Origin of the sequence: Allobosea sp. UC22_33 (assembly GCF_042700715.1) — a bacterium.
Lineage (GTDB): Bacteria > Pseudomonadota > Alphaproteobacteria > Rhizobiales > Beijerinckiaceae > Allobosea.
Genome location: NZ_CP170556.1, coordinates 3,046,236 through 3,064,245, shown reverse-complemented (window position 1 = coordinate 3,064,245; position 18,010 = coordinate 3,046,236). Strand labels below are relative to the sequence as shown.

Sequence of the window (18,010 nt, the reverse complement as noted above, 5' to 3'; positions counted from 1 at the left end):
TCACTCCGCCGCCTGCATGTGCCGGGTGATGTCGTCCGACGCAGAGATGCCGGCGAGCGAACGGTCGAGCGAGGCGATCGCCTCCAGCCATGTGATGAGCGACAGCAGGTCGGGAGCATCGACCTTGTCGCGGCTCATGCGGGCGAGGAGCGTCTTGCGCTCGCTAGGCGAGGTACCGCGCTGGCCATCGAGGACGCGCCACTGGCGTTTCAGCTCAGCAACCTGACGGGCAGCCAGATCGTGAGCCGCGTCGGCGCCGTCAGCGATCAGCTTGGCGAAATGCGCCCGCAGGCCGGCGAAGGCAGGATGGGCGGGGAAATCGGCGATGGAAGGCGACATGTGTCTCTCTCCGTTGATGGAGAGTTTGTTGCGCAACTTGCAACTTATGTCAATTGCTAAATGCGCAACTTGCAACTCGCCTCATGAGAGGAGTTGCTTAGCAGGGTGTCAATCTTGGTCAGTACCCAAATGAGAACCCCGCCTGGTGGGGGCGGGGCTCTTGATGCGCGGACGGCTCAGAAGATCAGTGAATGCCGGCAGAAATAGGCTCGGCGGCTTTGAGGTAGACCATCGGGTCAGCGCTTGCCGGGATAACCGCATCGGCCGCCGAAGTCAGGATAGTCCTGAACGCGGGTTCGGTCCCATCGTAGTCGACCAGGGCGGCGATTGCCTTGGTGCCACTGCCCATCGCTCGGATATCGCCAAGCTTCATGTTCGCCGACGCCACAGCGCCGTGCCCAGGAGACACCAGAGAGATGACGCCTGCAAACCCGTACTGTGCGGCGATCGCCGCCTCGAATTCCCACTCGCGCGTGGCTCCCCGAACCGTAGCATCGAAGACTGCTTTGTCGCCGAACGCCCGCTTGACCCTGGCGTTGAACGTTTCCCGGGATCGCTTAATTTTCACGGTGCGAGCAGCCTGAATGGCGTGGTCCACAGCGCGCACAGAGCTGCTGGCGATTGCGAGAACGGCTCCAGGGAGCTGCTCGCGGCTGATCTGGTGCAGAACAAACGCCTTCCGCTCGATCGCAATGCCGGCGCGAGACGCGATGCCACTCGCGACTTTGCCAAATGACCCTTCCAAGCCCATCAGCTCGGCGCTGACGCTCGCATATCCGTCGTCCGAAACAGAAAAAGCCGTGAGGGGACCGATCAATGCGAACGACGCACTGGGTGCCATTGGGGTACTGAGCCGCGGTCGCGACAAAGGCCGTGCCAGACGCAGCGCTGACGTGAGAGAGCGCCCGCACGACGTTTGAAGCTACCTCCCTCATGTCAATCAACTCGGTCATAGACGGAACTCCTGCGTCCAGGGAGGCGGCGGGACGCGCGCCATATCTGGGCAATTCCAGAGATCAGCGCATAATCCTAAATACTCCTCAAACGTGGCAATAGCACGAGGGAGCGGAGCCGCGACGCCTGGCACATCCTGAGCGAATGCCGCAATGCCGCGCTCATAATTCAGCTCGGGTGGGTGCCATCGGTCCAGGAAGCTGAGAAGCCGATATTCGGCCGGCGCCGAAGCGCTGTTGGTGTGGGCGCGTTGCGGTCGCCACTCGATTGGCGCGAAGTCTTAGAAATCCGTGGTGACGAGAGACCGTAACCTCAATGTGTCCATAGACGTCGGCCTCCCACGAGGGCTGGGGCGTCTTCAGCCTCACGCGGGCTCCGCGCAATATGCCATCAATCCGAAGCGAGACTGATAGCTCTAGCGAGGGCGTCGGCCGGTCTGTTCGGACGATCCACGCCGCTGGTCCGTCGAATTCTTTGGCGGCAGGCGCGAGGGCACGCAGCGACGCAATTGCTTCCGCGGCCTCGTTCGGCGTCATCCCCGAAACTGCCCCTCGATAACCTCGCGTGCGGCGGCCATGACGGGCTGCATCTCCGGCGGCGCCGCGGCAACGTGATCAGCCTTGTCCATCAGCTGCCGGTGCCTGTCTTTCGAGGGAATGCGTTTTCAAGTGTCGCTTTGATGCGCTCGATCTCGTCTTCGGCCCGATCCTTCAGAAACCTAGCTATCCAGTCATCATCAGGGTGACGGAATAGGCTTTCCGGTTCAGTGTGGAAGAGAGCGGCCAGCCGCTGTTGCCAGTCGAGCCCTGGCGTAGAGCCGCTGAACCAGCGGGAAACGAGGCTCTTATCCGCGCCCAGTTCCCGCGCGATGTCGGCCTGGCTGAACTTACGCTTTGCTGCCCAATCCTGAAGGTGATGAGGGCGGCGCGGCTGCTTTCCACGGTGGATCTCGGTGACGTTTGGCATGCCCAAGAATGTAGTCCCGTTGCGCAACATCGTCGTTAGCGACATGCGCAACTTGCACTGTTGACTTTTGGTGCAAGTTGCGCAACATTCACCGCCATGAGCATCGACCTTGCCGCTGAGCTTGTCCGACGAGGCGTCACGCAATCAGCGCTGGCGAAGGATCTGAACATCCACAAATCTGCCGTCACGCGCTGGACGAAGTGGCGGATGCCCATCCCAGTTTCGCGGGTGGCAGATGTAGAGCGCATCACTGGCATCTCCCGCCACGACCTTCGGCCTGACGTCTTCGGAGCCAAGCCCGAAGAGAGGGCAGCGTGATGCTTTCACTCGATATGACAAGCTGTCGTCGCTGCGGGGAGCCTATGGCTGCGGTCGTCAGCGGCGGGGCGCTTCCGCGCTACCTCTGCCGGCTTTGCGGGGACCTGGGCCTTGCGCCTCCGCTTCCGTCGGTTGGGCGGGCGGCGCTCGGCGATCGTCCCGAGCTCCTCCTCCGCTCGGCTGAACAAGTCGAGCTGGGCTTCGACGTTGTCGTTCGCCGCGACTCTCGGGCCGACACGGGCCGCCAGCCTCTCCATCAGCCGGCGACCCGCTACTCCGATCAACTCCCACTCCACCGAACGCAACTCCTGCAACGCCACTGTGCGTGAGCAGTCGCGCGTTCGCGGACTTCCCGCGACGGGATGTTTTCCAGCCCGATCCCATGATTTTCGAGGCTCCCATGGCAAGAGACGAATGGTTTTTCCGCATCAAGACCGCGACGCGGGCTCTGGTGAAGATGGTCGGCACGAACGAGGACGCGGGCATCATCGCCGGCTTCGCCAAGTCGCAGATGCACCGCTTCACCGATCCAACGGACCCGGCTTTGATCCCGCTCAGCGGCGCGATGAAGCTCGAGGCGGAGTGCGGCATCCCCTGCATCACCGAGGTCATGGCGGCCCAATGCGGCAATCATCTGGTCCGGTCGGATGGCTCGACGCCGCCCAAATGCATGGTCACGGCCTTCGGCAAGCTCAGCGATGAATTCGCCGATGTCGCCGCGCGGGTCGGGGAGGCGATCGAGGACGGCAACATCTCGCCCAACGATCACGCCGCCATCTGCGACGAGCTCAACCAGCTCATCCAGCGCGCTAATCAAATGCAGGGCACAAGCGGCCGCCTTCGCGCTGTCGACGAGCTTCGGAGGTCGGCATGAGCGACGGAGAACTCCGCCAGACCATGAAGCGCCTCATGTCGATCCATGACGAGATCGACGAGAAGAAGCTCGACCTCAAGACGGTCTATGCCGATGCGAAAAGCGCCGGCTACGACAAGACCGCGCTTGGCCTCGCGATCCGCCAGATCCGCAGCCGCGAGAAAAACGAAACCCCTGCGGCGCAGGAACGCTCGGCCATGGTCGAGCTCTACGTCGCGGCCTTCGACAACTCCCCTCGCACGTACGTGCATGTGCCCGCACGCGAGGAGGGCCGTCGTCAGAACCCATCCGAGGGGGAAGTCGGAAGCGCCGTGAGAACCGGCGCACCAGTTTCAGAGATCGCCACCCCTAGCTTTCCACCCGCAGCGCAGAGCGAAGCGGCGGCCGGTGAAAGTCCGGAAGAAGGATCGGCAGCGAGCGCGGCAGGGGATGGCGCGCGTAGTCCCGCGCATGCCGATCAATTCGTCACGCCGTCCAGCGAGGGGGAGGGTGCTCCTCCGCCCGTTGATCCCTCGCCGGCGGCGGATGAGCCGATCAAAGGCTTGGCGGCTGCCAATGCCATCGCGGCGCGCGCCGCGCAGCCGGCGACGCCAAAGGTCGAACGCGGCGAGATCGATATCGAAATCCCCGCATTCCTCCGCCGCACCGGTGGCGGCAACCATCCCTCATTCGGAGAGCAGGCATGAACTACCATCCCGGCTCCATCACCTGGGGGCGGACCGACGGCAAGCTGGTGCCGGTCGCCGTCGCACGCGCTCATCGCCCTCAGGGTACCCCGAAGATCACGCCGGAACAGCGTGACGCCGTGGTCGCGGCCTTCAATGCCGGCAAGACGTACGGCCAGATCGCCGCCGATCTCGATGTCGGGCGCAACACGATTGCCGGCATCATCTTCCGCGCCCGCAGCGCGGGAAAGATCGAGCGCGAGAAAAGCCAGCGCCAGATGCGCGCCGTCTTCGTCCCGATCGCGAAGATCCGCCATGAGCCTCCCAAGACGATCGAGCCGGGCGACACCTATGTCGCCTCCCGCATCAGCTTCTTCGACCTGCAGGCTCGGCACTGCCGCTGGCCGCTCTGGAAGGACGACGTCGCCTTCTCCGAGAAGCTGTTCTGCGGCAACGCGGTGGAGGAGGGGAAGCCCTACTGCGCCCATTGCAATGGGCTGAGCGCCGCGCCCCGCCGCACCGACAGTTTCGACAAGAAGCACGGCTTCTTCAAGATATCGAGGCGCGTCCGATGAGCGCGATTCCCAATCTAAACCGAACGCGCGCCTCGCATTTCCAGACCAATCCGCCGCTGGCGTCAGTCCTCTGCGAACTGGAGGCAGCGCAAGCGCTGCCTCCAGTTCGCAGAGGACTCGACAACGTCCAGATCGCCAGCCGCATGGGCTGCACTCCCGCCGCTGCAGCGAACGCCTTGTTCGACGCCCGTGAGCGCGAGCGGAGTGTCGTCTGATGGCGAAGGCTCGCCACGGAACCGCGGGAATGCCCAAGGCGTCGGCGCGCTCTGAGCGCGGGCTCGATTTCTATGCTTCGCCGTATGCCGCGCTGCCCCCGCTTCTGTGCGCAGAGGGCCGCAAGTTGCCGCGCAAGCTCTGGGAGCCTGCATGTGGGAACGGCGCCCTTGTGCTGCCGTTGCGCAATCGCGGGTTCACCGTGCGCGCCACCGACATCGTCGATCGCGGTTGCCCCGATGCGGGCCTGCTCGACTTCCTCACCGCTACCGACAGCTTCGAGGGCGGCATCATCACGAATCCACCCTTCGACGGGTCAGCTGGCGGGATCGAAGAATTCGTCGAGCGTGCTGCTGCGCTGGCATCGTACATCGCCATATTCGCCCGCTTCGCCTGGTATGAAGGCACCGGCCGACATCACTGGTGGCGGCAGGTCGGCCTGTCACGGATCATCAAGATCGCCGACCGGCTGCCGATGATGCATCGGGAGGGCTACGAAGGCCCCAAGCTGTCGAACGCCGGCCAGTGCTTCGGCTGGTTCATCTTTGAGCCCGAGCGCAAGCCTCGCGCATTCGTCCCCGTTTATTCACGGCTTTGGAAGCAGGACGCCAAGCGCTTCCCAATGCGGGATGCCGATGTCCCGCCGACCGCTACCGAGCAGCGCCTGCCGCTTTTCGCGGAGGCCGCATGAGCCGTCCTGCCGCCAAGCGGATACCTGGAGAGCCAGCGCCGATCCGCGACCCGATCATAGGGCGCCGCGTCCGCGTGCTGCGCGGCTCATGCGCCGGCAAGGAGGGCCGGGCGGTCAACGCCTTCCGCCACGGCGTCGCCACGCCTGACAGGGTGATGGTTGAGATAGACGGCAACATGCCCGGCTGGCTCGTCTCGATTCCGCCTGACGATGTCGAGGTGCTGCCTTGAAAGAGCGCTTCCTACTCTTTGCGGGCTTGCTCCAGCTCAACGCGGTGAAGATACGCTTCGAACTCCGCCGCGTGGGTTACCAGCAGTGGCCAGCGGTAGGAACTTTCTACCTGCCATCCGAGCGCTTTCGCGAACCGATCCTGAAGACACCGCGCGCGCAAACTGACGTAGCTGGCGGCGCACTTGATGAAGTGGTCTCCGTCGGGGATGCCGTAAGATTCAATCCAATCAAAGTCGGCTTGGTTCGCCTCTTCGATCGTCTTCGCGAGCTGGAAGAGGTCTGTTGTGTCTTCGAAACTGAGTGGGGCAAGAACGTCAAAGGCGGATCCGCAATCCAAATTTGGGAGGTCAGCATGCGATCTGCCCATGGGTGTGTCCAGATTGTGTATGTCGGCGACAATCTGCGAGCAGTTCGAGGCCAAGTCTCCGAGCTCTTTGTAGGCTCGCAGATTGGACTGCTTTTCTGCTTGCTGATGAGCATAGTTCAGCTGCCGTTGGACCGCTCGCCAAGCAATGAGCGCTGCAATCAGGGCGGCAGCCGCTCCGAGCATACCAGCCCACGCGGATTGATATCGGAAGAGCCAGAACTCAAGGCAGGCGCCGCGCGTAGGCCGCTTCAAAACCCAATCTCTCGTCTCAACCGAGCAAAGGGTGTCACGAAGGGCCATCCACATGCCCCACCCAAGAACGAGCGCGGGGAGCAGCGCGGAGACAATCTTGAGCCAGGTGGGCCAGTTGCGAAACGGCATATGCTCACGCTGGTGCATGCCCGCAGCGTCAGCAAGGTCACGGAGTTGAGCCTCCACAGCTTTGCGAGGGCAGCATGAGTGCGCCCTACATGCCATTGTTCGTTGCAGACTATCTCGCGGACACCGCGCACCTCAGCGCGGCGGAGCACGGTGCCTATCTGCTGCTGATCATGAACTACTGGCAGCGGGAAAAGCCTCTGCCGGCAGACGACCGGAAGCTCGCTCGGATCGCGCGCATGTCCGACGCCGAATGGTCTGACGCCCGTCTGAACCTGTCAGAATTCTTCGAGGAGCAGGATGGCGAGTGGCGCCATGCCCGCATCGACGAAGAGCTTTCAGTCGCTCAGCAGAAATCCGCCAAGGCGAAAGCGTCGGCTCGTGCGTCGGTCGCGGCCCGTCAAGCGAACGCTGAGCGAACGCTCAACGATCGTTCAGCGGACGGTGAGCTATTAGGAGAGGATAGGGAAGGAAAGAAGGATAGTCCTGAATCCAAGAGCTCTACGACCAACGTTCGGTCGGTCGACAAGCCGACACGACCAGCGACGGACGACAAATTCGAGGAATTCTGGAAGGCCTATCCCCATCGAGGTGAAGCAGCCGATCCGAAGAAGCCGGCTCGCGAGAAGTTCGATCGCGCCCTGAAGCGTGGCGTCGAGCCGGATGCGATCATCATCGGCGCCAAGCGCTTCGCCGAGATCGAACGCAGGGCAGGGCGCGCCGGCACCGAGAAATGCGCCCAGGCGGTGACTTGGCTCAACCAAGATCGTTGGCAGGACTACCAGCCAGCCCCGGCCGATCAGCAACCCGCATCCGTATTCGTCGCCCGAGGTAGCGAGGAATGGGACGCGTGGTCCCGCCACCGCGGCAAGGAGCCGATCTCCAAGTTCTATCCCGAGCACCGCGCCGAGGGCTGGTATTTCCCGACGCGCTTGCCCCCTTCGATCGAGAGAGCCGCATGAGCAAGCGAAACCGCCGGCAGGACAAGGTGAAGAAGGCGACGGTCAAGGCCGCGGCCAAGCCGCCCGGCCCGAAGGAGAGGCGCGAGGTCATCACCCTCAACCGGGCGCCGGTCGATCTCGACCTCGATCCGAAAACGCGCTGGTTTCTCGTCTACACCGGGCCGCGCTGCGAGGCGCGCGCCGCGGCTGGGCTGGAGGAAGCCGGCTGCCGCACGTTCTGGCCGAGCAGCCACAAGGTCGTCACCGTCGGAGCGCGAACCACCTTCGAGGGCGATATCGCGACCTTCACCCGCTACCTGTTCGCGTCCGGGCCGCTGCTCACAGGTCAGGGCGATCCCCAGCGCTTCATCGTAAAAGGCAAGCCGATCAGCAGCGTCTTCGACATCGACGGCATCCAGGAAATCGCGAGCAACAGCCGCGGCTGGCTGCGCGTCCCTAACTCCGCCCTCAAGGCGATCGCCGACTATCAGAACCAGGTCGCGGTTGAGAAGCCGGCCAAGTCAAAGACCAAGTTCCAGCCCGGCGATCAAGCCACCATCCTCGACGGTCCTTTCATGGGTTTCATGGCTCAGATCGTCGACTCCATCGGTCTGCACAGCGCCAAGGTCATCATCCGATCGTTCGGCAGTGAATTGCCGGCGACAATGAGCGTATCGGCTTTGCAAGCAGCCTGAACACAACCCCTTGCGCTCGCGCGCGAACCATGGCACAAGCTGATTCATGGTTTGTTCGGCGCGTGTGCTCGCCCTAGGCTGATGCTCCCCGAACCCCGCGCCGCCTCACAGCGGCTCTAGCGAAGCTTTGCCCGGCGACTGCGGATGTACCAGCGCCAAGGGTAACAGGAGCCCGGCCGGGAGGTCGGGCTTTTTGCTGCGCGCCCGTCATTATCGTTTGGTCCGCTATCTTGCGCCAAGCTCCCAGCCTATGGTCCCGGCTCATTATAGGAGCCTGCCATGAGCGATGACGGATATAAGGTGATTTCGGTCGAGGACGACCCGAAATTGCTGCAAGAAGCCCTGGACCAAGTCAGCGAGGACGAGGGTGTTGTCGTCAGCGTGCTTTGGCAGCCCTCACGGGAAGTGACGGTCGGCGGGGTAACCAAGCAAGCCAGTTCCGGCTACGTGGTCATCGTCGATTTTGGGCTGGAGCAGCCCGAACCACATCACTAGCGGCAGCTCGACTGCTAACGGAAGCCCGCCCAGGTTCGACCTGCGCGCGTTCCTCGGCTGACGAGTGCGCATCAGGCCCAAGGATCAACCAAGCCCGGCCTTCGAGGCCGGGCTTTCTCGCATCCTCAGGAACAACGAGATCAGGCCGTGGTTGCGATTGCATTCGGAGGAATGCGCCATGGCAAAAGAACAACCGGAATCCCTCGCTACCTTCGCCGCTGCCGCCAGGAACGAGGGAAAGAAACCCGACGATATTGGCCTTGAGGCGACCCCTGAAACGAAGGGGCTGCCAACCGATCCCAAGAAAAAGGCCGACGCCGCGACAAAGGTGCTGCGGGAAGGCGTGCTTCACAAGGATCAGGGGGCTGACGAGGCGGTTGACGCCCTGCCGGACCGGACGCGGGATTTAAAGCGCCCGGCGTAGAGCCGGTTCCGGAGCCCGCTCAGAGTTCGGCGAGGCGCGAGCTTGACACGTCCTCGCGCGCGGGGATGGGCTCATCCGTAAGGTTGGCCCCCGCGCCTCGCCGTTCTGGTTACTGTCAGAACGTGTAACCGATCCGGACGCCGTAGTTCGTCAGCCCCTGGTTGGCGTGGCACAGGTTAGCATTCGAAATGTGCTCGACCGTTGCCATGATCGACCAGTTCTCGTTGAAGCGATAGCCGAGAGAACCCGTGCCTCGGATCAAGGGCGAGCAGCCCAGGCTCAGCCGATCAGGCACACGGAAGCGGCCGGTCTCGCCAGTATGAAATCCGGCGCCGACGCTGCCTTCGATGAAGACATTCGGCGTGATGTCGTAGGTCCAAGTAAACCCGGCGTAGAACTGGCTGGTATCGCCGGCCGTGTTGATCGTCGTGCCTAGATGCAGTCGCGGGACAAGGAACGCCATCAGCGGGTCGGCTGGCATGATCGGCTTCGAGAACAGAATCTCGCCGTTGACGTCGACGGAGCCATCCTCCCTGGTTCCGATAGCGTGGGCGAACACACCCCCGCGGATCTCGGAAATCAGTGAGCGCGCCACCACTGGCGGAGCATAAACTAGCGGATTGGCAAGATCGGCGGCATCCGCTTCCAAAGCGATGCCAGCCGAGAAGCATAGGCATAAAGCGAGACAAGTAAGCACACGGCTCATCGGCAGCGTTCCCAGCGAATCCCCCCGCCAAATGTTATCGGAGGGTGTTCGTTTGGAAATCGTTAACCATGATTGATCGGGCAAAATGGTCGGCGTGTTGCAAGCCCGCCGCACCGCTTCAGCCACTGCGGTGTCACACCTTCGGCTTTGGAAGCGCCGCGGCAACATACGCATCGGACGCCACGAGGGCGGCTTCGACCATCGGCCTGACGAAGGCCCGAAGATCGCGCCTCCACTCTTCGCTCGACTGATCCCATGTGTATTGCCGCTTTTCGCGGGTGGTCTCGTGAAATGCCTTCGCGGCGGCTTCTACAGCGATATCGGTCCTAGTCTCGGCCATCGTCCTGAACCCAGCTTTGGCTTCGCTGGATTTTGCCACGAAGTTCCCAGCGACGGGAAGTAGTGGGCCACACCCAAGGCGCGCCGAGAAAGCAAAGCGCGGACCCGTTTGAGGTGCCGATGGCCCGGCCATCCGAATTCAGTAGCGACGCCGAGACTGCGATCCTCGACATCATTCGCGATGGGGGAACGCTCGATAAGGCAGCCCAGGCCGCGAGTGTGAGTGCCCGCACCATTCTGCGCTGGCTTGAAGCCGATGAAGAGTTTCGTCGCAAGTATGCGCAGGCGCGTGAGGATCAGGGCGACTGGTTCGCGGACAAGATCGCCGATCTCGCAACAGACAGTGAGAAGGAGCCGGCCGATATTACGGCGCGCGTCAACGCGCTGAAATGGCTCGCGGCAAAGCGTAAGCCCAAGGTCTATGGCGACAAGATCGTCGCGGAGCACACTGGCAAGGATGGCAAGGATCTGCCGGCGCCCACGTCCCCGGTGACGATCTTCCAGCTTCCCGACAATGGCAGAGGTTGAGAAGGGGCAGGGCGCCCCGACAATCATCCGCCCCCAGCCGGGACCGCAGACGACCTTCCTTTCGTCGCCCGCTGACATCGCCATATACGGCGGCGCTGCCGGCGGCGGGAAGACCTGGGCGCTCCTGATGGAGCCGCTCCGACATGTCGGCAACCCGGCATTCGGCGCGGTCTTCTTCCGCCGCAACCTAACACAGGTCAGGAATGAGGGTGGTCTCTGGGACGAGAGCGAGAAGCTCTACCCGCATCTCAACGCGGCGCCGCGATCGGCACCTGATCTGAGCTGGACTTTCCCGTCAGGTGCCGGCGTCGCCTTCGCCCACCTCGAACACGACAAGACGATCTACAACTGGCAGGGATCGCAGATCCCACTGATCTGCTTCGACGAGCTGACGCATTTCAGCGCCAAGCAGTTCTGGTACATGCTCAGCCGTAACCGCTCTATGTGCGGTGTTCGGCCGTATGTCCGAGCGACCTGCAATCCCGACGCGGATAGCTGGGTTGCCGAGTTCATCTCGTGGTGGATCGATCCGGAGACCGGGTTCGCCATCGCAGACCGCGCCGGCAAGCTCCGCTGGTTCATCCGCATCGGCGATACGATCATCTGGGCGAACAGCCCCGAGGAACTGTCGCACCACACCAACCCGCTGACTGGCGAGCCGATCCCGCCCAAGTCGGTGACCTTCATCCCCGCCAAGCTGAGCGACAACGCTCTGCTCATGGCGGCAGACCCTGGCTACCTCGCCAACCTGATGGCTCAGCCGACGGTCGAGCGGGAGCGCCTCCTCGGCGGAAACTGGAAAATCCGGCCCGCTGCCGGCCTGCTATTCCAGCGCGGCTGGTGCGAGGTTGTCGATACCGTCCCGGCAAAGGTCGTCCGCTGGATGCGCGGTTGGGATCTGGCGGGAACGCGAAAGGTTGAAGGCAACGACCCTGACGCGACGTCCGGGACCAAGATTGGCCTGCTCAGTGATGGCCGCTACATCGTCGCACACAACGTTTCGAGCCATCTTTCGCCTGCAGGCGTCGAGACGCTGATCAAGAACACGGCGACGGATGACGGGCGCGAGACGCATATCTCGCTGCCGCAGGATCCTGGCCAAGCCGGTAAGTCACAAGTCCAAAACCTGTCCAAACTCCTGTCAGGTTATGTCGCTCGGGCGACGCCGGAATCCGGTGACAAGGTCACGCGCTTCAGCCCGTTCTCAGCGCAGGCCGAGGCCGGGAATGTCCTCGTCCTTCGCGGGCCATGGAACGAGCGCTGGTTCTCAGCGCTGGAGGGCTTCCCCGAGGCGGCGCACGACGACGATGCGGACAGCACCAGCAGGGCGTTCAACGCGCTGCTCGACCGCTCGCGCTTCACGCTGGCGAATGTGAGTTGATGCATGGCCCTGACGTCCGACACGCTCGTGAACTTGATGTCCGGGCTGGGGACCGTCAGGGACAAGTCGACCGGCAGCGTGTTCACGCTTCCGCTGCTCGACAAGCCGCAGATCGACAATGCCTACCGCGGCGATTGGATCGCCCGCAAGATCGTGGATATCCCGGCCTTTGACGAGACGCGGGAATGGCGCGACTGGCAGGCTAAGAAGGGCCAGATCGAGAAGATCGAGGCTGAGGAGGCCCGGCTCGGCGTCCAGATGAAGGTGGCGCGGGCGCGCAAGCTCTCGCGGCTCTATGGTGGCTCGGCACTATTCATCGGCACCGGTGAAGCCGATCCGACGACGCCGCTGAACGTCAACGCTATCAAGCTCGGCGGCCTGAAATACCTGCACGTCTTCAGCCGACACGAGATGATCGCCGGCGAGCTCGAGCAGGATCCGCTTTCGCCCTTCTATGGGGAGCCGAAGAAATACACGCTGGCCGGCGACGGCCGGATGGTCGACATCCACCCCTCGCGGGTAGTGCGCTTCATCGGCGCCGAATTGCCCGATCGCGTCCTGGCCTATGACGGCTGGGGCGATACGGTCCTGCAGTCGGTCTATGATGCGGTGCTTCAGGCCGGCAGCGCGGCCGCGGCCATTTCCGCCATGCTCCAGGAAGCGAAGGTGGACGTCATCAAGGTTCCGGGGTTCATGGAGAACCTCGCGACCGAGGAATATCGAAGCCGCATCCTTCAGCGCTATTCGCTGGCGAACACCGGCAAGTCGATTACCAACACGCTGATGCTGGACGGTGACGAGGAGTGGTCGTCGAAACAGATCAGCTTCGCCACCCTGCCGGAGGTACTCAACGCCTACCTGCAGATCGCCTCGGGGGCCGCGGACATCCCGGCCACGCGCATGCTGAGCCAGTCGCCCGGCGGGTTGCAGTCCAGTGGTGATAGCGACATCCGCAACTTCTATGACCGGATTTCGGCCGGCCAGAACCTCGAACTGCGGCCGGCCTTGGTTCGCCTCGACGAGGTCCTGATCCGTTCCGCCCTCGGCACGCGCCCGGCAGATGCCCATTACACCTGGGCCCCGCTCTGGCAGGCCTCGGAGACCGAGAAGGCCGATATCCTTCAGAAGAAGGCCAAGGCGATCAAGGACCTTGCGGACACCGGGCTTATCCCGGACCCGGCCTTCGCCCGCGGCGTGCAGAACATGTTCGTCGAGGACGGGACGTTCCCCGGGCTCGATGCGGCGCTGGAAGAGTTCGGCGACGAGCCTGAGGACAAGGATGCGGAGGCCGAGGCGGCTCGCCTCAACGCTCAGCAGCAGGCCGGGACCGAATGAACGTCCAGGCATGGATGCGCGAGGCGCGGACGACGAAGCGAAAGCGCGCCGTCCTGCGCCCGATCTCGGCGACGGTCGCGTTCCAGGCCGCGCTGCTGGCGCCGACGAACCGGCTTTTGAAGCGTATGGCCGAGCAGGTGGCGCAGGATGTGTTGCCGGCCGCGATCTCGGCCAAGGCCCAGATGATGCGCGACGACCTGAACTGGTTCGAGCGCGCCATGCGGGCACTGCGGGATTTCGCCGACGGCTTCGTCGAGGGGTTGCGCTCAGAGTGGCGCGATGCCTTCGACACCGAGGAGGAGCGGAACAAGCGCCGGTTCAACGAGGCGGTGCGCTCGGCGATCGGAATCGACCTTGGCGCTGTCATCCAGGCTGAAGGCATCGGCAACACGATCGACGCGGCGGTTCTCGCCAACGTGTCGCGTGTCCGAGGCCTGTCACAGGATGTCGCCAACCGCCTCGCATCCAAGCTGCTTGACGCTCTGACCCGCGGCCTGAGCAACCGCGATATTGAGCGGATCCTCATCGACGAGTTCGGGATGGCTCGTCGGCGGGCCAAATTCATAGCTCGCGATCAAGCTGCCAGCTTCAATGGCGATCTGAACGAAATCCGACAAACTGCCATGGGCGTGGTCGAGTACGAGTGGTCGACGTCGCTTGATGAGCGCGTGACCGGAAACCCGGACGGTATTTACCCCAACGCGCGGCCATCCCACTGGGATCGACAAGGCAAACGGTTCCGTTGGAACAAGCCCCCCGAAGGCGGGCACCCTGGGCAAAGACCCGGCTGCCGCTGCACGGCGCGCGCGGTCATCGAGTTCTGATCCACACGTCTGTGACCAGCTTGATTAAGTCCAGGGCCAGGCGCAGCCAGCGGTAAAGCGTCATCGCGATCTCCAATGGTTCATCGTTCGAACCATGGGCAGCAGATGGTTGCCGCCACCAACTCAGCGGAACGCCATGCTTTTCACCGACAGGATCACCTTGGACGGCTCGCGCCGGACCGGGGACGGCTACCTTGCGGCGAATGCCCGGGTCGCCCGCACCGGGATCCAGACCTATCTCGGTCGCGAGGTCGGCAAGCCCGACATGGCGACGGTGAAGGTGTTCCGGCCCGAGTCGGAGGTCTTCCACACCGACGCGCTGCGCTCTTTCGCGCATCGCCCGGTCACGAACGACCATCCACCCGAAGCGGTCAGCGCCCGCAACTGGAAGCAGCACAGCGTCGGCATGACGGGCGACGAGATCGCCCGGGACGGCACGTTTGTCCGCGTCCCCATGGTCGTCATGGACCAGACCGCGATCGACGATGTCGAGGCTGGCAAGGTCGAGCTCTCCATGGGCTACGCCTGCGATCTCGACTGGACGCCAGGCACCACACCCGAAGGCGAGGCCTATGACGCTCGCCAGACCAACATCCGAGGCAATCACCTCGCGATCGTCGCCGCCGGCCGCGCCGGTCCCCAATGCCGCATCGGCGACAGCTGGGCGGATATCCCTCCTGTGAAGGACCCTCACATGACCCTGAAGACGGTTACCGTCGATGGCATCCCGATCGAAGTGACCGATCAGGGCGCCACCGTGATCACCACGCTGCTCGGGCGCATCTCCGATGCGAAGACGGCGAATGACACGCTGGTTCGCGATCATGCGGCCGCGATCGCTGCCAAGGACGGCGAACTCGCCAAGAAGGACGCTGAGATCGACGCCCTCAAGGGCAAGATCGTCGACGGCGCCGCGCTCGACGCGCTGGTTCAAGCCCGCGGCGACCTGATCGCGAAGGCCAAGGCCATCGCCCCGGACGTGACTACCGACGGCAAGTCCGATTCCGAGATCCGGCGCGCGGTCGTGGTCGCGAAGCGCGGCGAGGCCACCGTCGCTGACAAGTCCGCGGCCTATGTCGATGCCGCTTTCGACATCCTCGCCGAGGACGCCAAGCCCGGCGACCCGGTCCGCAACGTCGTGCGGGATGGCATCAAGCAGGTCGACCAGAAGCCGATCGAGACCGCTCACGCGGCCTACGTCACCTCCCTCCAGGATGCCTGGAAGGGTACGCAGAAGGGAGCCGCATAAATGCCCACGATCCAGAGCACTTATTCCGCGCAGCACGCGCGCTGGTACGAGGGCATGGTCCTCAACCAGGAGCCGTCCACCATCGTCACCCGTGTGGCGGAAGACGCTGAAGGCATCGGCTTCGGCAAGGTCTGCGTGCAGGGCACCGCCGACAATCAGGTCGTCGATTCCGAGGCGACCGTGAAGTTCTGCGGTATCGCAATCGCGGACGCGGGCCAACCCGGTGACACCTATGCCCAGTACGCCAATGTCGCCGTGATGAAGAAGGGCGTCGTGGTCGTCCAGGCCTCCGTGGCCGTGGCCGTCGGCGATGCCGTCTACTACGTCCCAGCGACCGGCGTTCTGACGAACTCCGCTTCCGGAAACACCCTCATCGCGGGCGCTCAGTGGGACACCAGCACCTCCGGTGCCGGCCTCGCCGCGCTGCGCCTCAACACGCCGTAAGGAGCGCCCCGATGGATATTTTCACGCGAGACGCCCAGCAGCGCTCCATGAACTTCCTGATCTCGCAGCAGACGGTCATCGAGCCGACCGTCTACCAGATCCGATATCAGGAGATTCAGTACTCTGATCTGATCCCGGTCGATACGTCGGCCCCAGAGTGGATCAGCTCCGTCACCTACTTCTCCATGGACGGTGTCGGTCAGGCACAGTGGTTCTCGGGCAAGGCTCACGACATGCCGAATGTCGATCTGAGCCGCGAGAAGTTCGAGACCGGGGTCCACATGGCCGGTATCGGATACGGCTACGATCTCGAAGAGCTCGGCAAGGCTCAGCTCCTCGGCATGAACCTGACCGCGGACAAGGCGACGCTAGCTCGCCGGGTCTCGGAGGAGAAGGTCGACGCAGTCGCCTTCGCTGGCGATGCCGCAAAGGGCTTCACTGGGCTGGTCAATTCCTCGACGCCGACCGCTACCACGGCGCCGGCCGACGGTACTGGATCGGCGACCACCTTCGTCAGCAAGACGCCGGACCAGATCCTGCGCGATATCAATGGCCAGCTTACCGGCATCTTCACCGGCACGCTGGGCGCGGAAATGGCCGACACGCTCGTGCTCCCGTATTCGGTGCTGCTCGATCTTTCGACGCGCCGGATCGATACGGTCAACCAGACCACGATTCTGGAATGGATCGAGCGCAATAACATCTACACCCGCACGACCAATCAGCCCCTGACGATCCGCGGCGTGTTCGGCTACCTCGACACCGCTGGCGCCTCTTCCACGAAGCGAATGGTCGCGTATCGGCGGTCGCCGGAGGTCCTCAAGTTCCATATGCCAATGCCGTTTCGGTTCTTCCCTGCTTGGCAGACCGGGCCGATGCGGTTCGACGTCCCCGGCGCCTTCCGTCTCGGTGGCGTCGATATCAAGCGCCCGAAGTCGGTGCGCTATCTCGACGGCATCTGAGGAGCATCCAGACATGCTGACCATCACCAACACCCAGAAAGGCCCGCGCGGCGTCAATACCGTCTCGGGTCCTGTGCTTCTCGATCCCAAACAGACTATCGAGGTCGAGGTTTACGAGCGCGAGAAGCAGCACATCGATGCAACCGGCTGGTTCGATGTCGACGGCTCCTACGCCGAGAATCCAGCCTTGGTGACCGCTGCTGCGGCGCCGATCTCTTCGGGCGAGGATGTCAACGCGGCTCGTATCGCGCAGCTCACCGAGCAGGTCTCGCTCCTGACTGGCGCGCTCTCCGCTGCGATGTCTCGTGGCGCGCCGCCCGAGACCAAGGCGTCGGAGCCGGCCGGCCTGATCGCCAAGCACGCTGGCGGCGGCTCCTGGTTCGTCTACGACGGCGACGAGAAGCTCGGTGAGGCGATGACCAAGGAAGATGCCGAGGCTTTCAACAAGCTCTCGGATGCCGACAAGGCCGCCTTGGTCAAGAAGGGCTGAGCCATGCCCCACGCCCCGCTCTTCACGGTCGCCAATGCCGGGAAAGAGCCGCGCTTCGCCGAGATCGGCAAGCGCGGCGACCCGGACTATCTGCGCGAGCCGATCGATACCGGCCTCGCCAAGGCGCTGCCGATCAGCGAGGAGCAGGCTATCGCTCTCGCTGGCCAGGGCTTCAAGGTCACCGGCCCGGACGGCAAGACCGTCTCGGGCAAGAAGGCGAAGGCCGACTGATGCCCTACACCACGCCGACGGTCGATCAGTTCCGGGTCAAGTTCCCGACCTTTTCGGGCGTCGGCAATCCCACGATTCAGGCTGCGATCGACGAGGCTTCGGCTTCGGTCGACCAGTCATGGATCGAGGCGGACTATCCGCCGGCCATCCTGTACCTCGCGGCGCACATCATGGCCGCAGACGGCGTGCTTTATGATGGCCTTGGCGCCGCGGGCGGCATGATCGCCGCCGGCCAGGTTTCCGAGGCCAAGGTTGGCGACGCCATGGTGAAACTCGGCGGCGCCAGTGGCGGCGCGGGCGGCGGCGGTTCCGCCTCGGGCTATGCCTCGACGCCCTACGGCCAGCGCTATCTCAGCCTCCTTCGCCGCAACCAGCCCGCCATCGCCTTGGTATGA

Annotated in this window: 27 protein-coding genes; 21 read left to right on the top strand and 6 right to left on the bottom strand. The window is 63.6% G+C overall.

Annotated elements, in window-relative coordinates; all coding sequences use genetic code 11:
* The 3 genes from ACFJGT_RS14750 to ACFJGT_RS14740 all read right to left on the bottom strand — a co-directional run bounded on the left by ACFJGT_RS14750 (position 1) and on the right by ACFJGT_RS14740 (position 2,403).
* Entirely contained in the window at positions 1-339 is a 339-nt protein-coding gene (locus ACFJGT_RS14750; RefSeq protein WP_377838735.1) for a hypothetical protein, read from the bottom strand.
* A gap of 184 nt (positions 340-523) precedes the next feature.
* Positions 524-1,180 (bottom strand): hypothetical protein, encoded by a 657-nt coding sequence (locus tag ACFJGT_RS14745; RefSeq protein WP_377838734.1) that lies wholly within the window; start codon positions 1,178-1,180, stop codon positions 524-526.
* A 740-nt stretch (positions 1,181-1,920) separates the two neighbouring features.
* The gene (locus ACFJGT_RS14740) at positions 1,921-2,403 is read right to left on the bottom strand and encodes a helix-turn-helix domain-containing protein (protein WP_377849081.1); all 483 of its coding nucleotides are present in this window, start codon (positions 2,401-2,403) and stop codon (positions 1,921-1,923) included.
* Here ACFJGT_RS14740 and ACFJGT_RS14735 point away from each other — a divergent pair.
* The 7 genes from ACFJGT_RS14735 (at position 2,356) to ACFJGT_RS14705 (ending at position 5,825) form a co-directional block, all read left to right on the top strand.
* On the top strand, positions 2,356-2,577 hold the full coding sequence (locus tag ACFJGT_RS14735) for a YdaS family helix-turn-helix protein (protein WP_377838733.1): 222 nt from the start codon (positions 2,356-2,358) through the stop codon (positions 2,575-2,577). The genes ACFJGT_RS14740 and ACFJGT_RS14735 overlap by 48 nt on opposite strands.
* A gap of 400 nt (positions 2,578-2,977) precedes the next feature.
* Entirely contained in the window at positions 2,978-3,451 is a 474-nt protein-coding gene (locus ACFJGT_RS14730; RefSeq protein WP_377838732.1) for a phage regulatory CII family protein, read from the top strand.
* Positions 3,448-4,137: a GapR family DNA-binding domain-containing protein gene (locus tag ACFJGT_RS14725; protein ID WP_377838731.1), complete on the top strand. Its 690-nt coding sequence runs from the start codon at positions 3,448-3,450 to the stop codon at positions 4,135-4,137. Before ACFJGT_RS14730 ends, ACFJGT_RS14725 begins: the two co-directional genes overlap by 4 nt.
* Positions 4,134-4,691 carry a GcrA family cell cycle regulator gene (locus ACFJGT_RS14720; protein ID WP_377838730.1) on the top strand — a complete coding sequence of 186 codons (558 nt, stop codon included), beginning with the start codon at positions 4,134-4,136 and terminating at the stop codon, positions 4,689-4,691. The genes ACFJGT_RS14725 and ACFJGT_RS14720 overlap by 4 nt, the downstream gene beginning before the upstream one ends.
* Positions 4,688-4,906: a hypothetical protein gene (locus ACFJGT_RS14715; RefSeq protein WP_377838729.1), complete on the top strand. Its 219-nt coding sequence runs from the start codon at positions 4,688-4,690 to the stop codon at positions 4,904-4,906. The genes ACFJGT_RS14720 and ACFJGT_RS14715 overlap by 4 nt, the downstream gene beginning before the upstream one ends.
* The gene (locus ACFJGT_RS14710) at positions 4,906-5,595 is read left to right on the top strand and encodes a hypothetical protein (protein ID WP_377838728.1); all 690 of its coding nucleotides are present in this window, start codon (positions 4,906-4,908) and stop codon (positions 5,593-5,595) included. Before ACFJGT_RS14715 ends, ACFJGT_RS14710 begins: the two co-directional genes overlap by 1 nt.
* On the top strand, positions 5,592-5,825 hold the full coding sequence (locus ACFJGT_RS14705; protein ID WP_377838727.1) for a hypothetical protein: 234 nt from the start codon (positions 5,592-5,594) through the stop codon (positions 5,823-5,825). The genes ACFJGT_RS14710 and ACFJGT_RS14705 overlap by 4 nt, the downstream gene beginning before the upstream one ends.
* Before the next feature lie 11 nt (positions 5,826-5,836).
* Here the strand turns inward: ACFJGT_RS14705 and ACFJGT_RS14700 are convergent, their stop codons facing one another.
* The gene (locus ACFJGT_RS14700; RefSeq protein ID WP_377838726.1) at positions 5,837-6,592 is read right to left on the bottom strand and encodes a hypothetical protein; all 756 of its coding nucleotides are present in this window, start codon (positions 6,590-6,592) and stop codon (positions 5,837-5,839) included.
* Between the two features lie 56 nt (positions 6,593-6,648).
* Between ACFJGT_RS14700 and ACFJGT_RS14695 the strand changes: the two genes are divergently transcribed.
* The 4 genes from ACFJGT_RS14695 to ACFJGT_RS14680 all read left to right on the top strand — a co-directional run bounded on the left by ACFJGT_RS14695 (position 6,649) and on the right by ACFJGT_RS14680 (position 9,126).
* Positions 6,649-7,533, top strand: a complete 885-nt coding sequence (locus ACFJGT_RS14695) for a YdaU family protein (RefSeq protein ID WP_377838725.1) — start codon at positions 6,649-6,651, stop codon at positions 7,531-7,533.
* 26 nt (positions 7,534-7,559) lie between these two features.
* Positions 7,560-8,207: a transcription termination/antitermination protein NusG gene (locus tag ACFJGT_RS14690; protein ID WP_377838724.1), complete on the top strand. Its 648-nt coding sequence runs from the start codon at positions 7,560-7,562 to the stop codon at positions 8,205-8,207.
* A 279-nt stretch (positions 8,208-8,486) separates the two neighbouring features.
* Positions 8,487-8,702: a hypothetical protein gene (locus ACFJGT_RS14685; protein ID WP_377838723.1), complete on the top strand. Its 216-nt coding sequence runs from the start codon at positions 8,487-8,489 to the stop codon at positions 8,700-8,702.
* Positions 8,703-8,880: 178 nt separating this feature from the next.
* Positions 8,881-9,126 carry a hypothetical protein gene (locus ACFJGT_RS14680; RefSeq protein WP_377838722.1) on the top strand — a complete coding sequence of 82 codons (246 nt, stop codon included), beginning with the start codon at positions 8,881-8,883 and terminating at the stop codon, positions 9,124-9,126.
* Positions 9,127-9,241: 115 nt separating this feature from the next.
* Here ACFJGT_RS14680 and ACFJGT_RS14675 read toward each other — a convergent pair whose 3' ends face one another.
* Positions 9,242-9,832, bottom strand: a complete 591-nt coding sequence (locus tag ACFJGT_RS14675) for an acyloxyacyl hydrolase (RefSeq protein WP_377838721.1) — start codon at positions 9,830-9,832, stop codon at positions 9,242-9,244.
* Between the two features lie 133 nt (positions 9,833-9,965).
* Positions 9,966-10,211, bottom strand: a complete 246-nt coding sequence (locus ACFJGT_RS14670) for a hypothetical protein (RefSeq protein WP_377838720.1) — start codon at positions 10,209-10,211, stop codon at positions 9,966-9,968.
* An 80-nt stretch (positions 10,212-10,291) separates the two neighbouring features.
* Between ACFJGT_RS14670 and ACFJGT_RS14665 the strand changes: the two genes are divergently transcribed.
* The 10 genes from ACFJGT_RS14665 to ACFJGT_RS14620 all read left to right on the top strand — a co-directional run bounded on the left by ACFJGT_RS14665 (position 10,292) and on the right by ACFJGT_RS14620 (position 18,010).
* Positions 10,292-10,699 carry a hypothetical protein gene (locus ACFJGT_RS14665; RefSeq protein WP_377838719.1) on the top strand — a complete coding sequence of 136 codons (408 nt, stop codon included), beginning with the start codon at positions 10,292-10,294 and terminating at the stop codon, positions 10,697-10,699.
* Positions 10,686-12,080: a phage terminase large subunit gene (terL, locus tag ACFJGT_RS14660; RefSeq protein ID WP_377838718.1), complete on the top strand. Its 1,395-nt coding sequence runs from the start codon at positions 10,686-10,688 to the stop codon at positions 12,078-12,080. The genes ACFJGT_RS14665 and terL overlap by 14 nt, the downstream gene beginning before the upstream one ends.
* Before the next feature lie 3 nt (positions 12,081-12,083).
* On the top strand, positions 12,084-13,415 hold the full coding sequence (locus ACFJGT_RS14655) for a DUF1073 domain-containing protein (RefSeq protein ID WP_377838717.1): 1,332 nt from the start codon (positions 12,084-12,086) through the stop codon (positions 13,413-13,415).
* Positions 13,412-14,239: a phage minor head protein gene (locus ACFJGT_RS14650; protein ID WP_377838716.1), complete on the top strand. Its 828-nt coding sequence runs from the start codon at positions 13,412-13,414 to the stop codon at positions 14,237-14,239. Before ACFJGT_RS14655 ends, ACFJGT_RS14650 begins: the two co-directional genes overlap by 4 nt.
* 136 nt (positions 14,240-14,375) lie before the next feature.
* On the top strand, positions 14,376-15,488 hold the full coding sequence (locus tag ACFJGT_RS14645) for a DUF2213 domain-containing protein (protein WP_377838715.1): 1,113 nt from the start codon (positions 14,376-14,378) through the stop codon (positions 15,486-15,488).
* Positions 15,489-15,932, top strand: coding sequence for a capsid cement protein (locus ACFJGT_RS14640; protein ID WP_377838714.1), 444 nt, complete (start codon positions 15,489-15,491; stop codon positions 15,930-15,932).
* 47 nt (positions 15,933-15,979) lie between these two features.
* Complete coding sequence (locus tag ACFJGT_RS14635) at positions 15,980-16,894, top strand: DUF2184 domain-containing protein (RefSeq protein WP_377838713.1); 915 nt, start codon at positions 15,980-15,982, stop codon at positions 16,892-16,894.
* 13 nt (positions 16,895-16,907) lie between these two features.
* Positions 16,908-17,384, top strand: coding sequence for a hypothetical protein (locus ACFJGT_RS14630; protein WP_377838712.1), 477 nt, complete (start codon positions 16,908-16,910; stop codon positions 17,382-17,384).
* 3 nt (positions 17,385-17,387) lie between these two features.
* On the top strand, positions 17,388-17,615 hold the full coding sequence (locus ACFJGT_RS14625) for a hypothetical protein (RefSeq protein ID WP_377838711.1): 228 nt from the start codon (positions 17,388-17,390) through the stop codon (positions 17,613-17,615).
* On the top strand, positions 17,615-18,010 hold the full coding sequence (locus ACFJGT_RS14620; RefSeq protein WP_377838710.1) for a DUF4054 domain-containing protein: 396 nt from the start codon (positions 17,615-17,617) through the stop codon (positions 18,008-18,010). Before ACFJGT_RS14625 ends, ACFJGT_RS14620 begins: the two co-directional genes overlap by 1 nt.